At 65.7% G+C, this 18,861-nt stretch carries 19 protein-coding genes; 13 read left to right on the top strand and 6 right to left on the bottom strand.

The features are described from left to right. Both J7573_RS18975 and J7573_RS18970 read right to left on the bottom strand, forming a co-directional pair. On the bottom strand, window positions 1-870 hold the full coding sequence (locus tag J7573_RS18975; protein ID WP_294338688.1) for a cation diffusion facilitator family transporter: 870 nt from the start codon (window positions 868-870) through the stop codon (window positions 1-3). Window positions 871-895: 25 nt separating this feature from the next. Continuing rightward, on the bottom strand, window positions 896-1,315 hold the full coding sequence (locus J7573_RS18970) for a polyribonucleotide nucleotidyltransferase (RefSeq protein WP_159408768.1): 420 nt from the start codon (window positions 1,313-1,315) through the stop codon (window positions 896-898). 115 nt (window positions 1,316-1,430) lie between these two features. Between J7573_RS18970 and hrpB the strand changes: the two genes are divergently transcribed. Further along, window positions 1,431-3,959: an ATP-dependent helicase HrpB gene (hrpB, locus tag J7573_RS18965; RefSeq protein WP_294338684.1), complete on the top strand. Its 2,529-nt coding sequence runs from the start codon at window positions 1,431-1,433 to the stop codon at window positions 3,957-3,959. Window positions 3,960-3,977: 18 nt separating this feature from the next. On the opposite strand, the gene J7573_RS18960 is transcribed toward hrpB, so the two are convergent. Beyond that, window positions 3,978-4,628 (bottom strand): YciC family protein, encoded by a 651-nt coding sequence (locus tag J7573_RS18960; protein WP_294338683.1) that lies wholly within the window; start codon window positions 4,626-4,628, stop codon window positions 3,978-3,980. Between the two features lie 155 nt (window positions 4,629-4,783). On the opposite strand from J7573_RS18960, the gene J7573_RS18955 reads away from it, so the two are divergent. The 5 genes from J7573_RS18955 to J7573_RS18935 all read left to right on the top strand — a co-directional run bounded on the left by J7573_RS18955 (window position 4,784) and on the right by J7573_RS18935 (window position 9,123). Further along, window positions 4,784-5,551: a DUF2076 domain-containing protein gene (locus tag J7573_RS18955; RefSeq protein WP_294338681.1), complete on the top strand. Its 768-nt coding sequence runs from the start codon at window positions 4,784-4,786 to the stop codon at window positions 5,549-5,551. Window positions 5,552-5,602: 51 nt separating this feature from the next. Further along, window positions 5,603-6,097 (top strand): NYN domain-containing protein, encoded by a 495-nt coding sequence (locus tag J7573_RS18950; protein ID WP_294338680.1) that lies wholly within the window; start codon window positions 5,603-5,605, stop codon window positions 6,095-6,097. Between the two features lie 9 nt (window positions 6,098-6,106). Then, a complete protein-coding gene (locus tag J7573_RS18945) occupies window positions 6,107-6,712 on the top strand; it encodes a 3'-5' exonuclease (RefSeq protein ID WP_294338678.1) in 606 nt (201 codons plus the stop codon). 109 nt (window positions 6,713-6,821) lie between these two features. After that, window positions 6,822-7,736: a drug/metabolite exporter YedA gene (gene yedA, locus J7573_RS18940; protein WP_103449868.1), complete on the top strand. Its 915-nt coding sequence runs from the start codon at window positions 6,822-6,824 to the stop codon at window positions 7,734-7,736. Window positions 7,737-7,791: 55 nt separating this feature from the next. Next, window positions 7,792-9,123 (top strand): DEAD/DEAH box helicase, encoded by a 1,332-nt coding sequence (locus J7573_RS18935; protein WP_294338670.1) that lies wholly within the window; start codon window positions 7,792-7,794, stop codon window positions 9,121-9,123. Between the two features lie 138 nt (window positions 9,124-9,261). Here the strand turns inward: J7573_RS18935 and J7573_RS18930 are convergent, their stop codons facing one another. The 3 genes from J7573_RS18930 to J7573_RS18920 form a co-directional block, all read right to left on the bottom strand. Continuing rightward, window positions 9,262-10,497, bottom strand: a complete 1,236-nt coding sequence (locus tag J7573_RS18930; RefSeq protein WP_294338667.1) for a TIGR03862 family flavoprotein — start codon at window positions 10,495-10,497, stop codon at window positions 9,262-9,264. A gap of 149 nt (window positions 10,498-10,646) precedes the next feature. After that, window positions 10,647-11,561: a histone deacetylase gene (locus J7573_RS18925; RefSeq protein WP_294338665.1), complete on the bottom strand. Its 915-nt coding sequence runs from the start codon at window positions 11,559-11,561 to the stop codon at window positions 10,647-10,649. 38 nt (window positions 11,562-11,599) lie between these two features. Further along, window positions 11,600-12,286: a histidine phosphatase family protein gene (locus tag J7573_RS18920; RefSeq protein ID WP_294338662.1), complete on the bottom strand. Its 687-nt coding sequence runs from the start codon at window positions 12,284-12,286 to the stop codon at window positions 11,600-11,602. Between the two features lie 167 nt (window positions 12,287-12,453). On the opposite strand from J7573_RS18920, the gene J7573_RS18915 reads away from it, so the two are divergent. The 7 genes from J7573_RS18915 (at window position 12,454) to J7573_RS18885 (ending at window position 18,808) form a co-directional block, all read left to right on the top strand. Beyond that, the gene (locus tag J7573_RS18915) at window positions 12,454-13,026 is read left to right on the top strand and encodes a GNAT family N-acetyltransferase (RefSeq protein WP_294338660.1); all 573 of its coding nucleotides are present in this window, start codon (window positions 12,454-12,456) and stop codon (window positions 13,024-13,026) included. Window positions 13,027-13,116: 90 nt separating this feature from the next. After that, window positions 13,117-13,986 carry an acyl-CoA thioesterase II gene (gene tesB, locus J7573_RS18910; RefSeq protein WP_027917732.1) on the top strand — a complete coding sequence of 290 codons (870 nt, stop codon included), beginning with the start codon at window positions 13,117-13,119 and terminating at the stop codon, window positions 13,984-13,986. Further along, the gene (locus tag J7573_RS18905; RefSeq protein ID WP_294338653.1) at window positions 13,983-14,573 is read left to right on the top strand and encodes an HAD family hydrolase; all 591 of its coding nucleotides are present in this window, start codon (window positions 13,983-13,985) and stop codon (window positions 14,571-14,573) included. The genes tesB and J7573_RS18905 overlap by 4 nt, the downstream gene beginning before the upstream one ends. A 177-nt stretch (window positions 14,574-14,750) precedes the next feature. Continuing rightward, window positions 14,751-15,761: an NAD(P)-dependent alcohol dehydrogenase gene (locus tag J7573_RS18900; RefSeq protein ID WP_294338649.1), complete on the top strand. Its 1,011-nt coding sequence runs from the start codon at window positions 14,751-14,753 to the stop codon at window positions 15,759-15,761. Window positions 15,762-15,876: 115 nt separating this feature from the next. Then, complete coding sequence (locus J7573_RS18895; RefSeq protein WP_294338647.1) at window positions 15,877-16,992, top strand: ABC transporter substrate-binding protein; 1,116 nt, start codon at window positions 15,877-15,879, stop codon at window positions 16,990-16,992. After that, window positions 16,989-18,050, top strand: coding sequence for an iron ABC transporter permease (locus tag J7573_RS18890; RefSeq protein WP_294338645.1), 1,062 nt, complete (start codon window positions 16,989-16,991; stop codon window positions 18,048-18,050). The genes J7573_RS18895 and J7573_RS18890 overlap by 4 nt, the downstream gene beginning before the upstream one ends. Next, on the top strand, window positions 18,047-18,808 hold the full coding sequence (locus J7573_RS18885) for an ABC transporter ATP-binding protein (protein ID WP_294338643.1): 762 nt from the start codon (window positions 18,047-18,049) through the stop codon (window positions 18,806-18,808). Before J7573_RS18890 ends, J7573_RS18885 begins: the two co-directional genes overlap by 4 nt. Window positions 18,809-18,861 lie beyond the last annotated feature (53 nt).

Here is an 18,861-nt window from a genome sequence, read left to right as displayed (position 1 = left end):
TCACACCGGGTCGGCATGCACCATTACATCCGCCTGTGGATAACGCTGGCGGATGATTGCCGAGGCCTGCACGCACAAGTCGTGGGCCTCATTCAGTGGCAGCTGCCCCGGCAGTTCCAGGTGCAGTTGCACGAACCACTGGTTGCCCGACACCCGCGTACGCAGGTCATGCACGCCTTTCACGCCGGGAATGCCCAGGACCAGTTCGACCATCCCTTCGCCAATGTCGCCGGGCAATTCCTTGTCCATCAGGATCGCCGTACTCTCGCGGGCAATCTGCAGGGCACTCCAGAGGATGTAGAACGCGATGCCGAGACCGAACAGCGCATCCAGCTGCGGCCAGCCGAAGCGTGCCAGCAGCAGGGCGAGCAGGATGCTGCCATTGAGCAGCAGGTCGGAGCGGTAGTGCAGTGAGTCGGCGCGCACCGCAGTGGAACCGGTCAGGCGAATGACCTTGCGCTGCAATGCCAGCAAGGCCACGGTCAGCGCCAGCGACAGCAGCATCACGGCGATGCCGATGGCCGTGTCACCCAGCGGCTCGGGCGCTTTCAGGCGCTCGACAGCCTGCACCCCGATCAACACCGCGCTGACCCCGATGAACAGGGCCTGGGCCATGCCAGCCAGCGCCTCGGCCTTGCCGTGGCCGAAACGATGGTCGTCATCGGCCGGGCGCAGGGCGTAATGCACGGCGAGCAGGTTGAGGAACGAGGCGACGGCGTCCAGTGCCGAGTCGGTCAGCCCGGCCAGCAGGCTGACCGAGCCACTGAGCCACCAGGCGACGGCCTTGCTCACGACCAGAATACTGGCCACCGCCAGTGATGCACGGGTGGCCAGGCGCAGCAGGCGTTGGTGTTCGGCCGAGGTAATCATGCCCAGGGTGATGTCCTTGTGAAAATCAGGCTGCAGGTACCAGGCCCAAGGCCGCCAGCTGCTCGACGCTGCCGCGGTGCTGGATCAGACGCGGGTCATCCAGCGGCAGGCGCTGGCCCAGTTCGCTTTCGAGGATGGCTTGCAGCTTGAGGTTGTCGACCTTGCCATCGGGGCTGACGGCGTCACGCAGTTTTACCGGGTCGACCTGGGCCGTGTGCCCGCCCTTGTAGTAGATGGCACCCGTGGCGAAGTCGATGCCAAAGGCGATCAGGCCCGGGATCACGTAGAACAGGATGCCGATGGCGTCCATCGCGGCAACCACGGGGTCGATCTTGCCGCCGATCTGGCCACGGCGATCTGGATAGAAGATGGTGCCGCAGGCCGTCAGCTGGGTCAGCAGGGTGACGATCAGGGCGCCACCAATGACGCGGGATGGGATGCGCATGTAAATCTCCGAGAAGTATTCAGCAGGGCAAGCGAAGCGCCAGCACCTGAAGCTAAGACCATGATAGAGCAGGCTGGGTTCGCCGTTATACTCGCCAGACTGTTCGAGGACCACCATGATTTCTTTACCGATCGATGCTGTCTTGCCCGCCTTGCGCGAAGCCTTGGAAAACCGTGACGAAGCGGTGCTCGAAGCGCCCCCCGGTGCGGGCAAGACCACCCGCGTGCCGCTGGCGCTGCTCAACGAGCCGTGGCTGGCCGGGCAGACCATCCTCATGCTCGAACCGCGCCGCCTGGCTGCGCGGGCGGCGGCCGAGCGCCTGGCCAGTGAGCTGGGCGAAAAGGTCGGTGAAACCGTGGGCTACCGCATCCGCCTGGACAGCAAGGTCGGGCCGAACACGCGCATCGAGGTGGTCACCGAAGGCATCCTCACGCGCCGTTTGCAGGCCGACCCGGCACTCGACGGCGTGGGGCTGCTGATCTTCGATGAATTTCATGAACGCAGCCTGGATGCCGACCTGGCCCTGGCGCTGAGCCTCAATGGCCGCGAACTGCTGCGTGACGACCCTGCGCTGAAAATCCTGCTGATGTCGGCGACCCTGGAAGGTGAGCGCCTGTCACGCTTGCTGGGCGACGCGCCGGTGGTGAGCAGCGAAGGCCGCATGCACCCGGTGGATATCCGCTGGGGCCGGCCGTTCCAGCCGGGCGAGTTCATCGAACCGCGGGTGGTGGACAACGTGTTGCTGGCGCTGGCCGAACAGCCCGGCAGCGTGCTGGTGTTCCTGCCCGGCCAGGCCGAGATCCGTCGCGTGCATCAAAGCCTGCAGGATGCCCTGGGTGAGCGGCCAGATGTGCTGCTGTGCCCGCTGCACGGCGAACTGGACCTCAATGCCCAGCGCGCCGCCATCGACCCGCCGGCCAGGGGCCTGCGCAAGGTGGTGCTGGCCACCAACATCGCCGAAACCAGCCTGACCATCGACGGCGTGCGCGTGGTCATCGATGCCGGCCTGGCGCGCGTACCGCGTTTCGATCCGGGTAGCGGCATGACCCGCCTGGACACCCAACGTATCTCCCGGGCCAGTGCCACCCAGCGCGCCGGCCGGGCGGGGCGCCTGGAGCCCGGGGTGTGCTATCGCCTGTGGTCCGAAGCCCAGCATGACCAGTTGGCCGCCCACGGCAGCGCCGAGATCCTCCAGGCCGACCTCGCCGGCCTGGCCCTGCAGCTTGCTCGCTGGGGTGTTACGCCGGAACAGCTGCGCTGGCTCGACCAGCCGCCGGCAGCTGCCTTCTCCCAGGCCCAGGACCTGCTGGCACGGCTGGGCGCGTTCAAGCCGGGCAGCCGCGACAACCTCAGCGACCACGGCCAGGCCATGGCCGAACTGCCGGCCCACCCACGCATCGCCCACCTGCTGCTGCGCGGCCAGGACCTGGGCCTGGCCACGATGGCCTGCGATGTCGCCGCCTTGCTGGGCGAGCGCGATATCCAGCGCGGTGGCGGTGCCGACCTGCACAGCCGCCTGGCGCTGGTCAGCGGCGAAAGCAAGGCCAACCGAGGAGGCCAGGGTGGCGTGCAGCGTGCACGGCAACTCGCTCGGCAGTACCGTGGCCTGTTGCGCGGCAAGGCCGCTGCAGCGGTTGCCGATCCTGACCATCCACGTTGGCTCGGTGCCCTGCTGGCGCTGGCCTATCCCGACCGGGTTGCCCAGCAGCGTCGCGAGGGTGGCGCTGAATATCGCTTGGCCAATGGCCGTGCCGCCTTGTTTGCCGAGGTAGACGCGTTGATGAAATGCCCGTGGCTGGTGGTCGCCGACCTCGGTAGCCGCCAGGGCCAGCGGGAAGAGCGCATCTACCTGGCGGCCGAGTTCGACCCGGCGCTGCTCGATGATGTGCTGGCCGAGCAGGTCGAGCGCGTCGATATCCTTGACTGGGACGAGCGCGAGCAGGTGCTGCGTGCCGAACGCCAGACCAAGGTCGGCGAGCTGGTGCTGGGCCGCGAACCATTGCCCGGGCTGGATGATGAAGCCCGCGCCAGGGCGCTGCTTGGCCTGGTGCGACGCAAGGGCCTGAACCTGCTGACCTGGACCCCGGAGCTGCGCCAATGGCAAGCGCGGGTGGCGCTGTTGCGTCAATTGGACCTGGACAAGGAGGGGCAAAGCGAATGGCCCGACCTGGGTGACGAGGCGCTGCTGGCGACGCTGGAAGACTGGCTGCAGCCCTATCTGGGCAAGGTTTCGCGCCTGAGCCATTTCGCCGCCCTGGACCTGTCCTCGATCTTGCGCAACCTACTGCCCTGGCCGCTGCCGCAGCGCCTGGACGAATGGGCACCAGCGCAACTGGCAGTCCCGTCCGGCTCGAACATCCGCCTGGACTACAGCGAAAACCCGCCGATTCTCGCCGTACGCCTACAGGAGCTGTTCGGCCTGGCGGATACCCCGCGCATTGCCCAGGGCCGCCAGCAGGTGAAACTGCACCTGTTGTCGCCTGCGCGACGGCCAGTGCAGGTGACCCAGGATCTGGCCAACTTCTGGCGCACGACCTATGCCGAAGTGAAGAAGGACTTGAAGGGGCGCTATCCCAAGCACTACTGGCCGGATGACCCACTGGTGGCCGAGGCTACCGCGCGGGCCAAGCCACGCGGTACTTGAGGGGCGGGAGGACGCTGTTCAGCTTTCTGCTTCCAGCAACATGAACAGGCGATACAGCACCACCGTGCTGAACAGCTGCAGGAAGCCACTCAAGCTGTCCATGGCCAGTTCGGCTGCTGGCGAGGGCTCGGGGATGGCCATCAGCAGCAGCCCGTCGATCAGCCAGATCGGCGCCAGCACGCCCACCACGCAGATCATGATGCGCATGAAGTGCCCGGTGGTCATCCGCGCACTTTCGCGCATCGACTGCACCACCGGCAGGCCGCGCAGCACCAGCAGGTATTCGGCGAACACCAGGTTGATCATGATCCACACGCCCGGAAACACCAGCAGCGCCAGGCCGGCCATGATCAGCAGCGAACTGATCATGATCAGCAGGGCCAGCTGCGGCCACAGCTGCACGGCGCGGGCAAACAGGTCCCGCTTGGGAATCTCCTGGCCGTTGCTGCGGGTATCCAGGTAGAGGATCAGCGCCGCGCTGTACAGCGGATAGAACAACAGGCTGACCAGCATGCCGTAGGCCGGCGAGGCCTGGTCGCCCAGATGGCGATACAGCAGTTGGGTAATAAGGGCTTCGAGCACCACCAGCGGCAGGCACAGCGGGATGATGCTGGCCAGGTGAAGGCGGAAGAAGTACAGGGAGTCGCGCAGAACGCTCAGCGGATTCATCAGTCAACATCGCAAGGCAGTAAAAGCAGGGGCCTAACTTTAGCCCAGAGCTGTCACTTGCTGAAAAAAGTTTCACCCGCGCGGTGATTGAATCCGCAGCCCGTGCGCCCCATCTTTGCCATGTCCGATGTCCTGCTAGCCCATGAGGTAGCCCAATGAACACTGATGAACAAACCCTGATCGACGGCCTGTTCGGCCGCATCAAGCAAGCCGAAGACCCAAGCCAGCCGCGTGATGCGCAGGCGCAGGCACGGATCGAGGAGCATGTCCGCCAGCAGCCGGCGGCGCCTTACTACATGACCCAGGCGATCCTGGTTCAGGAAGCCGCGATCAAGCGCCTGGACGAGCAGAACAAGCAGCTGGAGGCCGAACTCAAGCAGGCCCGGGCCCAACTTGAAGCGACCCGTACCAGCAGTGGCAATGGCGGCGGTGGTTTCCTCTCCAGCATCTTCGGTGCCGGTGCGCGCAATCCGGAGCCGGCTCAGCCGCAGCGGCCAAGTGCGCCGGTGGCAACGGGTGGTGGTTGGCGCGAGCCGAGTGCACCGGGCTTCTCCCAGCCGCAGCCGCAAATGCAGGCACCAGCACAGCCGCAACAGGCCGGCTTTGGCGCCGCGCCGGCGCGCAGCGGTGCCAGCAGCTTCCTCGGCGGCGCGATGCAGACTGCTGCGGGTGTCGCCGGTGGTGTGTTGCTGGCCCAAGGCATCAGCAGCCTGTTCAACCACCACTCGCAGCCTGAAGAGGTGGTCGAGGTGATCAAGGAAGAACCGGCACCGGCCAGTGACAACGGCGGCTGGAATGATCAGGGGGCACAGCAGCAGGTCGCCGACAACGGTGGCTGGGGCAATGACCAGGGTGGCTGGGCCGATACTGATTACGGTAATGATGGTGGTGGCTTCTTCTCGGATGACGATACGTTCGTCTGACCGGTCTGGCATACTGCTGGCATTTCGAAGGGGCGCTTTGCGCCCCTTTTCATGTCGAGGTATGTGGTGAAAAAGATCGCGCTGTTCGCCGATGTGCAGAACCTCTACTACACCGTGCGCCAGGCCTACGGCTGCCACTTCAACTACACCGCATTGTGGAAGGACGTCAGCCGCGAAGGCGAGATCGTCGAGGCCGTGGCCTATGCCATCGACCGCGGTGACAGCAAGCAGCAGCAATTCCAGCAGATCCTGCGCAACCTCGGTTTCGACGTGCGCCTCAAGCCGTTCATCCAGCGCAGCGACGGTTCGGCCAAGGGCGACTGGGACGTGGGCATCACCCTCGATGTGATCGATGCGGCCAGCCGGGTCGACCAGGTGGTGCTGGCCTCCGGTGATGGTGACTTCGACCTGCTGCTGGAGCGGGTCATCCAGCGCCACGGCACCGAGGCGGTGGTTTATGGCGTCCCCGGCCTGACCGCGTTGTCGCTGATTCGCGCCGCCACCCGCTATGTGCCCATCGAGGGCGCGCTGTTGCTCAAGCACTAAGGTTTTTTCATGGAACGTATTGCTGTCATCGACTTTGAAACCACCGGTATTTCCCCCGGTGCCGGCTGCCGCGCCACCGAGGTGGCGGTGGTGATGCTGGAACGCGGGCGTATCGTCGAGCGCTATCAAAGCCTGATGAATGCCGGTGTGCCGGTGCCTGCTTTCGTCGCCGGGCTGACCGGCATCACCACCGCCATGCTGCGCACTGCGCCACCGGTGGACCAGGTGATGAACGAAGTGGCCGAGTTCGTCGGTGATACCCCGTTGCTGGCGCACAACGCCGCCTTCGACCAGAAGTTCTGGGATTACGAACTGAGCCGCATCGGCCGCAGCCGCCGGCAATCCTTCGCCTGTTCCCTGCTGCTGTCACGGCGCCTGCTGCCGGCGGCACCGAATCACAAGCTGGGCACCCTGACCCGTTGGGCCGGGCTGCCGGATACCGGTACCGCGCACCGGGCCATGGCCGATGCGGAAATGGCCGCCAACCTGTTGCAACACCTGGCGGGCGTGCTACGCCAGACCCACGGCGTGCAGCAACTCTCCCACGAGCTCCTCTGCCGCTTGCAGAAAACGCCGGCTGCGAAAGTTCGCGACACCCTGGCCAAGCTCGCCTGATGAGCGCAGCAAAAGTGTGCCGCTCATTTCGCGCTGTTTTGTAACTTATCTTTACTTGCTCGCAGCCTTAAACTCGGTCACCCGAAAATGGATTTCTGAGTTGTCTGCCATGCCTGCCTCCCGTCGTTTTCCGCTGTTGCTCGTCGGCGCCTTTCTGGCCTTGTACCTGGTCTGGGGTTCCACCTACCTGTTCATCCGCATCGGCGTCGAGTCATGGCCGCCCATGCTGATGGCGGGAGTGCGCTTTCTGATCGCGGGCGGGTTGCTGTATGGCTTCCTGCGCTGGCGCGGGGTGCCGGCACCGACCTGGCCGCAATGGCGTGCGGCAGGTGCCATTGGCTTTCTGCTGCTCAGCTGCGGCAACGGTGGTGTGACCGTGGCCGAACATGCTGGCGTGGCATCGGGTGTGGCGGCGTTGGCAGTGGCCACGGTGCCACTGTTCACCCTGGTCTTTGGCTTGCTGTTCGGCCACCGCAACTCGCGCCTGGAATGGGCCGGGATCTTCCTCGGCCTGCTCGGCATCGGCTTGCTCAACCTCGGCTCGAACCTGCAGGCCAGCCCCATCGGCGCGGCGCTGATCCTGTTCGCGGCGGCTTCGTGGGCATTCGGTTCGGTGTGGAGCAAAAGCCTGCCGCTGCCCCAGGGGCCGATGGCCAGTGCTGCCGAGATGCTGGTCGGCGGTGCGGTATTGCTGCTGGGCAGCGTGCTGTCCGGTGAGCGCATGACGCAGATGCCGACGGCTGCTGGCTGGGGCGCGTTGGCCTACCTGGTGCTGTTCGGTTCGATCCTCGCCTTCAGTGCCTACATGTACCTGCTCAAGAACGTGCGCCCGGCCGCTGCCACCAGCTATGCGTACGTCAACCCGGCGGTGGCGGTGCTGCTGGGCATCCTCTTCGCCGGCGAAGAGATCGGTGCGGAAGAATGCCTGGCCATGGCGGTGATCATCGGCGCCGTGGTGCTGATCGGCCTGCCGCAGTGGCGCAAGGCGCCCGAGCAGCCGTTGAAGGGCGAAATCTGCAAGTAGCCAGGGGCGATGCGGTAAACTTGCCGCCTTCGCTGAACCCCCTGACGGTATTGCCATGAATTTCGCCCAACTCGGCCTGATCGAACCGCTGCTGCGCACCTTGCAGCAGCTGGACTACACCACCCCGACCCCGGTCCAGGCCAAGGCCATCCCTGCCGTGCTGGCCGGCCGCGACCTGATGGCCGCGGCCCAGACCGGCACCGGCAAGACCGCCGGTTTCGCCTTGCCGGTGCTGCAACGCCTGGCTCTGGAAGGTGAGAAGGTTGCCAGCAACTCGATCCGTGCGCTGGTGCTGGTGCCGACCCGCGAGCTGGCCGAGCAGGTGCACAACAACGTGCGCGAGTATGCCGAGAACCTGCCGCTGAGCACCTACGCGGTGTACGGTGGGGTCAGCATCAACCCGCAGATGATGCGCCTGCGCCGTGGCGTCGACCTGCTGGTGGCAACGCCCGGTCGCTTGCTCGACCTGTTCCGTCAGAACGCGGTGAAGTTCAACCAGGTGCAGACCCTGGTGCTCGACGAAGCCGACCGCATGCTCGACCTGGGCTTTGCCGAGGAGCTGCAGTCGGTGTACGCCGCCTTGCCGCGCAAGCGTCAGACGCTGCTGTTCTCCGCCACGTTCTCCGAGCAGATCCGTATGCTCGCCGGCCTGGCCCTGAACGACCCGCTGAGTATTGAAGTCAGCCCGCGCAACGCTGCGGCGACCACGGTCAAGCAATGGCTGGTGCCTGTGGACAAGAAGCGCAAGGCCGACTTGTTCATGCACCTGCTGCGCAAGCAGCGCTGGAAACAGGTGCTGGTATTCGCCAAGACCCGCAATGGCGTCGACCAACTGGTCGAGCGCTTGCTGGCTGAAGGCGTAAATGCCGACGGTATCCACGGCGACCGCCCACAGGCCACCCGCCAGCGCGCGCTGGACAGCTTCAAGGCGCGGGAGATCCAGGTGCTGGTAGCAACCGATGTCGCGGCCCGTGGCCTGGATATCGACGACCTGCCGCTGGTGGTCAACCTCGACCTGCCGATCGTGGCGGAGGATTACGTGCACCGTATTGGCCGTACCGGCCGGGCTGGCAACAAGGGCGAGGCGATCTCGCTGGTGTGTGCCGATGAAGTGCAGATGCTGTCGGCGATTGAAGTGCTGACCCGGCAGACCCTGCCGCGTCATGAAGAGCCCGACTTCATCCCCGAGCACCGGGTACCGATGACCGATGCCAGCGGCCAGGTGATCAAGAAGCCGAAGAAACCCAAGAAACCGAAAGAGAACAGCGCCAAGCGTGGCTTGGGGCGGTGGATGGACAGCGCCGAAGCGGGTGCTGCCGAGCCATCGGTGAAGGCCGTGCGCAAGGTGCCGAGTTTCAACGGCGGGCCGCGCAAGCGTAAGCCGTAGTTTCGGGAGCAACACGTACCTCTGTGGGAGCGGGCTCGTCGGGGCGCCGAACCGCCGCGAACACGGGCGAAGCCCGTGCCATGCACCGCGTTGCCTGCTTCGCGGGCAAGCCCGCTCCCACAGGGGACGATGTTTGCGTCAGGAATTGAGCCAGTCTGCAGCAGCTCGCCCCGCCCGCAATCCGCTGGCAAAGCACGCCGTCAGCAGATACCCCCCAGTCGGCGCCTCCCAGTCCAGCATCTCGCCCGCACAGAACACCCCCGGCATCCGGCGAACCATCAACCCTTCATCCAGCCCTTCGAAACGCACGCCACCGGCACTGCTGATCGCTTCGTCCAGCGGACGCGTGCGTACCAGCGTGATCGGCAAGGCTTTGATCGCCCGCGCCAGCGCCTGAGGATCGGCAAACGTCGCCTGATCCGTCAGCTCCCGCAGCAACCCCGCCTTGACCCCATCGATCCCCAGCTGGCTGTGCAGATGCTTGGCCATCGACCGCGACCCGCGTGGCTTGGCCAGCGCCTGGGCAATCTTGTCCACAGGCTTGTCCGGCAGCAGATCGAGCAACAGCCTGGCCTGCCCCTGATGCTCGATGGCCTGGCGCAGTTGCGCCGACCATGCATACACCAGGCTACCCTCGACGCCCTGTGCGGTGAGGATGAACTCGCCCTTGCGCGGCGTCATGCCCGGCACGCTCAGAGCAATGTTCTTCAGCGGCGCCCCGGCAAACTTGTCCACAAGCACTGGACTCCAGCCTTCGACCTCAAAACCACAGTTGCTTGGCCGCAGCGGCGAGATATCCACAGTGCGTTCGGCCAACAATGGTTGCCAGGCACCATCGGAGCCCAGCCTGGCCCAGCTGGCACCACCGAGGGCTAGCACCACGACGTCGGCCTCGACCTGCAGTTCACCCTGTGGATAAGCAATCCGCAAGCTGCCGTCGGCATTCCAGCCCAGCCAGCGATGGCGGGTGTGGATAACTACGCCGTTGTCACGCAGGCGCTTCAACCAGGCGCGCAACAGCGGGGCTGCTTTCATGTCGGTCGGGAAAACCCGGCCCGACGTACCGACAAAGGTTTCGATACCCAGCCCGTGAATCCACTGGCGCAGCGCATCGGCATCGAAGTCGCGCAACAACCCGTCGATCTCGCTCTGCCGCTCGGCGTAGCGCGAAACGAACTGTGGATAAGCTTCCGAATGAGTGATGTTCATGCCGCCGACGCCGGCCAGCAGGAACTTGCGGCCCACCGATGGCATGGCGTCGAACACTTCCACCGCCAGGCCCGCCTGGGCCATGGCTTCTGCAGCCATCAGGCCGGCAGGGCCGCCGCCGATAACGACGGCCAGGGAAGGGGAGGCGGGGGATTTTTCTGACATGGTAGGCAGCAGGCTGTGGAAAAGACTGCACATTCTAGCGCAGCCGGGCCAACCTAAGCACTGAACAAAAAATGATCAATGTTCTACAGCCCACGCCCGCAAAGGGCTGCAGCGCCTTTCCCGCAGGTTATCCACAAGCGGTTCCACAGTCATTGTGAACAACCGATGACCCGTGCCGCACTGTGGTGAAGAATGCCGTGGCGCCTGGCCAAGGCTTCACGGTCCTTGCTGTAGCCCCCACCGATCACCCCGACCACCGGGATATCGCGGCCCAGGCAGTGACGCATCACCCGCTCGTCACGCGCCGCCAGGCCCTGGTCGGTGAGTTGCAGGTAGCCCAGGGCATCGTCCTTGTGCACATCGACGCCGGCGTCGTACAGCACCAGGTCGGGTTGATACAGCGGCAGCAGGTAGTTCAGCGCATCCTCCACCACCTTCAGGTAAGCCGTGTCGCCCATGCCACGGGGCAGGGGAATGTCCCAGTCACTGTGAGCCTTGCGCGCCGGGAAGTTCTGCTCGCAGTGCAGGGACACGGTGATGGCGTCCGGGGTGTCGTGGAGGATACGTGCCGTGCCATCGCCCTGGTGCACATCGCAATCGAAGATCAGCACCCGGTGCACGCGGCCGGCTTCGAGCAGGTAGCGGCTGATCACGGCCAGGTCATTGAAGATGCAGAAGCCGGCCGGGTGGTCGTAGTGGGCGTGGTGGGTGCCGCCCGCCAGGTGGCAGGCGATGCCGTGCTGCAGCGCCATCTCGGCGCTCAGCAGCGAGCCGCCCACCGCGCGCACGGTACGCCGGGCCAGGGCTTCGCTCCAGGGCAGGCCGAGGCGGCGCTGGTCCTCGCGGGACAGTTCGCCGTTCATGTAGCGCTCGATGTAACTGCGGTCATGGGCCAGGGCGAGGATATCGTTGGGGCAGATGTCCGGGCGCAGCAGGGCCTGGTCGGTGGTCAGCCCGCTGTCGACCAGGTGGTCGCGCAGCAGGCGGAACTTGTCCATGGGAAAGCGGTGCTCGGCGGGGAATTCCGGGCTGTAGTCTTCGTGGTAGATCAGCGGCAGCGGCATGGGGACTTCGTAATCGGGGCCAGCGCTGATCTTGCCAGTTATTTCCCTGCGCTGGCCAATACGCGTTGCCAGTCCGGCTCGTTCAGCCGACCAAGGATGCGTGCCTTGCCATTGGCATCCACGGAGACGAACAGTGCACTGGCATAGTTGCTTTCCCGCTCACCGCCAGCCACGCGCTGCTGCCGGGCGAAGTGGTCGATGCAGCCATTGTGGGTCACCAGCACCAAATTGTGCCCTGCACGCTTGCGTGCCAGCGCTTCACTGGCGAACTGGTTGTCGCAGCTTTCCAGCCAGGCTTCGCTCGGCACGGCCTGGCCAAGGATGAAGTGCGCCGTTTGCTGGGTACGCACTTTGGGGCTGGCGAGCATGTCGGCATTGCTCAGGCCCAGTTGCTTCAGGCCCTGGCCGACGCGTGTGGCGGCCTCGCTGCCGGCCACGGTGATGCCGGTGGGGTCGTTCAGGCACGGGCCGGGTGCGCTGTCACAACGTTCGGCATGGCGGATCATCACGATCACCGCACCTTCGGCCCAGTCCTGCAGGAGGCCGCTTTCACTCAACTGCTGCTCGTTGCCAAGGTCCACGATATGGGTCCTCGTCGCCAGCCAGGTGGTCACTGCCGCGATGACCATGCACAGGCCGAGAGCGGCACCGAGGGCTTTGCGTGACATGCGTCGCTTGCGACGGGCGTGGATGGCGGGATGGCCCGAGGTGTTGCTTGGCTGCATGCGTCACTCCAATGGCGCGGCGGTGGTGTGGCGGTATTGTGCTCAGCCGTCTGTCGGGAGCTGGTGAAGGGGTTGTGAAAATTGCATTCTGGGCGCCGTCGGTTGCGTGAAAAACCTGGCCGCGCCTACGCTGTTAGATGCCACCGCGCAAAACCGGAGCTCGCCCCATGAACCCCATCCTCCACCTGGAAAGCGCACGCCTGGTGCTGCGCCAATGGCACGATGACGACCTGCGCGAGTTCGCCGCGCTGTGTGCCGACCCGCAGGTGATGCGTTATTTCCCGGCGCCGATGACGCGGCTGGAAGCGGCGGCGCTGATCGGCAGGATTCGTGGGCACTTCAACGAATACGGCTTTGGCCTGTGGGCCCTGGAGCGAAAGGATAGCGGGGCTTTCATCGGTATGACGGGGTTGCTCAATGTCAATTTCGACGCACCGTTCGCCCCGGCGGTGGAGATTGGCTGGCGCCTGGCCCGGCGCCACTGGGGCCTGGGGTTTGCCAGCGAGGCGGCGTGGACCTGCCTGCGTTGTGCTTTCGCCCAATTGCGCGTGGAAGAGGTGGTGTCGTTCACTAGCGAGAGCAACTTGCCGTCGCAGAAAGTCATGCAGGCCATCGGCATGGTCCAGGACGCCAATGGCAGCTTCGACCACCCCCGGCTGCCCATCGGCCACCCGCTGCGCCTCCATGTGCTGTATCGCATTGACCGCGCACATTGGGAACAGACCCTGCGCACTGAATGAGCCGTCATGCACGGCGTCAATGGCAAACCCTGTATCATTTCCCACCTGAGAGCGCCGTAGAGCTGTGATGCCTTGCTAGGAGAACCCCCGATGAGTCATGTGTTGGACGACCTGGTCGACCTGTTGAGCCTCGAGTCGATCGAGGAGAACCTGTTCCGTGGCCGCAGCCAGGACCTGGGCTTCCGCCAGCTGTACGGTGGCCAGGTACTGGGCCAGTCGCTGTCGGCCGCCAGCCAGACAGTCGAGGACGCGCGCCATGTGCATTCGCTGCACGGTTACTTCCTGCGCCCGGGCGATGCCAGCCTGCCGGTGGTCTATTCGGTCGACCGCGTGCGTGACGGCGGCAGCTTCAGCACCCGGCGAGTGACGGCGATCCAGAAGGGCCAGCCGATCTTCACCTGCAGCGCGTCGTTCCAGTACGACGAGGAAGGCTTCGAGCACCAGGTGCAGATGCCCGATGTGGTCGGCCCGGAAAACCTGCCGACCGAAGTCGAGCTGGCCAGCGCCCATGCCGACAAGCTGCCCGAGCGCATCCGTGACAAGGTGCTGTGCGCCAAGCCGATCGAGATCCGCCCGGTGACCGAGCGCGACCCGTTCAACCCCCAGCCCGGCGACCCGGTGAAGTACGCCTGGTTCCGCGCCGACGGCACACTCCCGGACGTACCTGCCCTGCACAAGTACCTGCTGGCCTACGCCTCCGACTTTGGCCTGCTGACCACCTCGCTGCTGCCCCACGGCAAGTCGGTATGGCAGCGCGACATGCAGATCGCCAGCCTCGACCATTCGCTGTGGTTCCACCGCAACCTGCGTGCCGATGAGTGGCTGCTGTATGCCACCGACAGCCCGTGGGCCGGCAATGCCCGTGGCTTCTGCCGCGGCAGCATCTTCAACCGTGCCGGCCAGCTGGTGGCGTCGTCGACCCAGGAAGGCCTGATTCGCCACCGTAAGGACTGGGCATGAACCTGGGCGAAATCCGCAACTGGGTGTTCGACATGGACGGCACCCTGACCGTGGCGGTGCACGATTTCGCCGCCATTCGCGTCGCCCTGGACATCCCGGCCGAGCACGACATTCTCACCCACCTGGCGGCGCTGCCGGCGGCGGAAGCGGCGGCCAAGCATGCCTGGCTGCTGGAGCATGAGCGCGACTTGGCGATTGCCTCGACAGCGGCCGCCGGGGCAGTGGAGCTGGTGCGTGAGCTGGCCGGGCGTGGCTGCCGCCTGGGCATCCTGACCCGCAATGCGCGGGAGCTGGCGCATGTGACGCTGGAGGCCATCGGCCTGGCGGACTGCTTCGCGGTCGAGCACATTCTCGGGCGTGATGAAGCAGAGCCGAAGCCGAGCCCGGATGGGCTGTTGAAGATTGCCCGCGCCTGGGGCGTGGCGCCTGGCGAGCTGGTGATGGTCGGGGATTACCGCTTTGACCTGGACTGCGGGCGGGCCGCAGGTGCGCGCACGGTGCTGGTGAACCTGCCGGATAATCCATGGCCGGCGCTGGTGGACTGGCATGCGGCGGATTGCCGGGCGTTGCAGGTGCTTCTGGGCTGAATGATCTGTTGCCAATGAGGGCCCTTTCGCGGGCACGCCCGCTCCCACAGGTATCCCACAAGATTCGAGCCTGTGGTGCTCCCTGTGGGAGCGGGCGTGTCGGGGCGCCGAACCGCCGCGAAGAGGCCCGCACTGGCTATGCTGAACCCAGTCTTTCCTCTGAATGGAACCTCAGTCATGACCAACAAGGCCATCTATGTGCAACCCGGCGGCGGCTACGACAAGGTCGAAGTCGGCACCTGCGAGGCCCCGGCGCCCAAGGCCGGCGAGATCACCGTGCAGCTGCATGCCAGCTCCCTCAACTATCACGACTACGCTGTAGTCAGTGGCATGTGGGGCCCGAGCGAGCGGCGCATTCCCATGGCCGACGGTGCCGGCGAAGTGATCGCGGTCGGTGCGGGTGTGAGCGAGTTCCAGGTCGGCGATAACGTCGTCAGCACCTTCTTCCCCGATTGGCTCGACGGCCAGGCCAATGTCGAAGGCTTTGGCCGGGTGCCCGGTGACGGCATCGATGGGTATGCCCGCGAACAGGTCACCGCTGCGGCCACCTCGTTCACCCTGGCACCCAAGGGCTTCAGCCATGCCGAGGCGGCGACCCTGACCACGGCCGGCCTCACCGCCTGGCGCACCTTGATGAGCGATGACCACCTCAAGCCGGGTGACACGGTGCTGGTGCAGGGCACTGGCGGCGTGTCGATCTTTGCCCTGCAGTTTGCCAAGCTGGCGGGGGCGACGGTCATCGCCACGTCGTCCAGTGACGCCAAGCTCGAACGCCTGAAAGCCCTCGGCGCCGACCACCTGATCAACTACAAGAGCACCCCGGCCTGGGGCGAGAAGGCGCGTGAGCTCACGGGCAATCGCGGCGTCGATCATGTGATCGAAGTGGGTGGGCCGGCGACCCTGGAGCAGTCGATGATCGCCGCGCGCATCGGTGGGCATGTGTCGCTGATCGGCATTCTCACAGGCGTGGCCGGGCAGTTGCCGCTGGTGCAGGCACTGGTGCGGCAGATCCGCCTGCAAGGTGTGCTGGTGGGCAGCCGTGCGCAGCAGCAGGCGATGGTGCGGGCGATCGATGCCAACGGCTTGCGGCCAGTGGTGGACAAGCATTTCGAGCTGGAGCAGATCGTCGAGGCGTTCCGTTATCAGGAGAGCAACCGGCATTTCGGCAAGATCTGCCTGACCTGGTGAAACTGTAACAGGCGCCCGACAAGCCAATACATTTGCGCACATCGGCAGGGGAAAGCGGCTGGCTAGAATGCCCCGCTTCAGCTGCGACTGATTCTCTTCAAGAGGATTCCCCCCGATGAGCTTCCTTTCCCGTATCCGGCAGCGCTTGCTGCCTGCCCTCGTTCTGCTGGCGACTGCTGCCGGCTTTGCGCAAACCGCCAGCGCCCTGCAAGTGACTGACGTGCTTGGGCGCCAGGTCGAGATCGACCATGCGCCGCGGCGCATCGTGCTTGGCGAAGGGCGGTTGTTCTTTGCCTTGGCCTTGCTCGACCGCGACAACCCGTTCCAGCGCGTGGTCGGCTGGCAGAACGACATGCGCCTGCTCGACCCGCACACCTACGACGTCTACGCCAAGCTGTACCCGCAGGTCGCCAGGCTGCCATTGATCGGCCAGGCCTCGGAGCAGAGCGTCAGTGCCGAACAGATCCTCGCGCTCAAGCCGGACCTGGCGATCTTCAGCATCGCTGGCGAAGGCCCGACCCAGCACAGCCCGGTGGCCGACTTGCTGGAAAAGGCCGGGGTGCCGGTGCTGTTCGTCGACTTCCGCGTGCACCCGATCCGCAATACCCGGGTCAGCATGCAGGCGCTGGGCACCCTGCTCGGGCGTGAACAGCAGGCGCAGGAATACCTGAGCCTGTACGACCGTCACCTCAAGCACATCACCGACAGCGTGGCCATGCTCAAGGCCAGTGAGCGGCCGAAAGTGTTTCTCGAACTGCTGGCAGGCGTGTGGCAGGCACCGGGTCACACCACCGGAAAAAGCGGCCTGGGCAGCGTGGTCGAGGCGGTCGGGGGGCACAATATCGGTGCCGACGTGGTGCCGGGCGCACTCGGCGACGTCAGTGTCGAGTACGTGCTGCAGGCAGACCCTGACGTGTACATCGCCACCGGCAACCGTGCACCGGGCGTGCTGCTGGGCGCGGGTGTAGCCACCGAGACAGCCCGCCAGAGCCTGACGAAGATCACCGCACGCCCCGAGTTCGCGCCGCTGCGGCCAATCCAGGCCGGGCAGGCCCACGGCCTGTGGCATGACTTCTACAACTCGCCGTTCAACATCCTCGCGATCGAGGTCATGGCGCGTTGGGTGCACCCCGAGCGCTTCGAGGATGTCGACCCACAGGCCACCCTGGGTGAAATCAACCGCATGCTGAAGGTAGGCCTGGACGGCCAGTACTGGGTCGACGCCAAGTGACCGCGCTGGCGCAGGAGGGTGCGGCACTTGCGGCCTGGCATTACCGCCGCCTGCTCTGGCGGCGAGCCTTGCTGGTGTTCGCGCTGGCGCTGTTGCTGCTGCTGTCGGTGCTCGGTGACCTGGCCAGCGGTGCCTCGGGCATGGGCCTGGGGCAACTGCTGCAGGGCATCTTCGACCCGGCGACGCTGAGCGCCACCGAGCGGGTGATCATCTGGAACGTGCGCCTGCCGTACTCGCTGATGGCGGTGCTGGTGGGCGCGGCATTGGCGCTGGCTGGCGCCGAGATGCAGGCGATCCTCGACAACCCGCTGGCCAGCCCGTTCACCCTCGGCGTGTCGTCATCGGCGGCTTTGGGTGCATCGCTGGCGATCGCCTATCCACTGGGTATCGCCTGGCTGGCGCCGAGCGCGCAGGTGACGCTGATGGCCTTCGTCTTCGCTTGCCTGTCGGTGGTGTTGCTGCAGGCGATGTCACGCTTGCGTGGCGCGGGGGTGGAGAGCCTGGTGCTGTTCGGCATCGCCCTGGTGTTCAGCTGCAATGCGCTGGTCTCGCTGCTGCAGTTGCTGGCCACCGAGGACGTGCTGCAGCAACTGGTGTTCTGGACCTTGGGCAGCCTGGCCCGGGCCGACTGGCAGAAGCTCGGCATCCTGGCCCTGGTGCTGGCGCTGCTGTTGCCGTTCTCGCTGCGCGCCGCGCCGGCCATGACCTTGTTGCGCATGGGCGAGGACCGCGCGCGCAGCTTTGGCGTGGATACCCGGCGCCTGCGCTTTGCCTCGCTGCTGCGCATCAGCCTGTTGTCGGCCACGGCGGTGGCGTTCGTCGGCACTATCGGTTTCGTCGGCCTGGTCGGGCCGCATATCGCCCGCTTGCTGGTTGGTGAGGACCAACGATTCCTGCTACCGGCCAGTGCGCTGGTGGGGGCGTTGATGCTGTCGATGTCGTCGCTTGCCAGCAAGCTGATCCTGCCCGGGGTGATCGTGCCGGTGGGTATCGTCACGGCGTTGGTCGGGGTGCCGGTGTTCGTGCTGCTGGTGTTCCGCCGGGGGAGAAGACTGTGAGCCTGTTGATCGATGACGTAGCGGTCGCCTATGGCGCGCGGCAGATCCTGCACGGGGTGAGTTTGCCCGAGCTGCCGGCCGGTAGCCTGGTGGCGCTGGTCGGGCCCAATGGCGCGGGCAAGTCGACCTTGCTGCGGGCGCTGGCAGGGCTGGAGCGGATGAAGGGCGGCTTGAGCCTGGATGGCCAGGACGTGACCCGGCTGAGCTTTGCCGAGCGCTCGCGGCGGCTGGCCTACATGCCCCAGCAACTGCCGCCGGGGATTGCCATTGGGGTACTGGAAAGCATTGTCGCGGCGTTGCGTGTGAGTGGTGCCGATGACCTGCTCGGCAGCGCCTACGAGGCGTTGCGCCAATTGGGTATCGAGGCGCTGGCCAAGCGTTCGCTCGACAGCCTGTCCGGTGGCCAGCGGCAATTGGTGGCGCTGGCGCAGCTGATGGCGCGCAATCCGCAGGTGCTGTTGCTCGATGAGCCGACCAGTGCGCTGGACCTGCATTACCAGTTGCGGGTGATGGGCGCGGTGCGCGAGCGGGTGGTGGCGCATCGGTTGCTGGCAGTGGCGGTGTTGCATGACATCAACCTGGCGGCCAGCCATGCCGATTGGCTGGTGGTGTTGCGCGAGGGCAGGGTTGTGGCGTGTGGGGCACCGGGGGAGGTGCTGCAGCCTGAGCTGCTGGCTGAGGTGTATGGCGTCGAGGCGCGGGTCGAGCGCTGTTCGCAGGGAAGGCTGCAAGTGCTGGTGGATCGGGCGTTGGCCTGAGATTTTCTGGTTGCCTGTACTGGCCTCTTCGCGGGCACGCCCGCTCCCACAGG

Origin of the sequence: Pseudomonas sp. (assembly GCF_017744435.1) — a bacterium.
In the GTDB taxonomy this organism is placed as follows: domain Bacteria; phylum Pseudomonadota; class Gammaproteobacteria; order Pseudomonadales; family Pseudomonadaceae; genus Aquipseudomonas.
The sequence above is the reverse complement of the archived record's forward strand: the minus strand, read 5'-3'. Positions and strand labels throughout refer to the sequence as shown.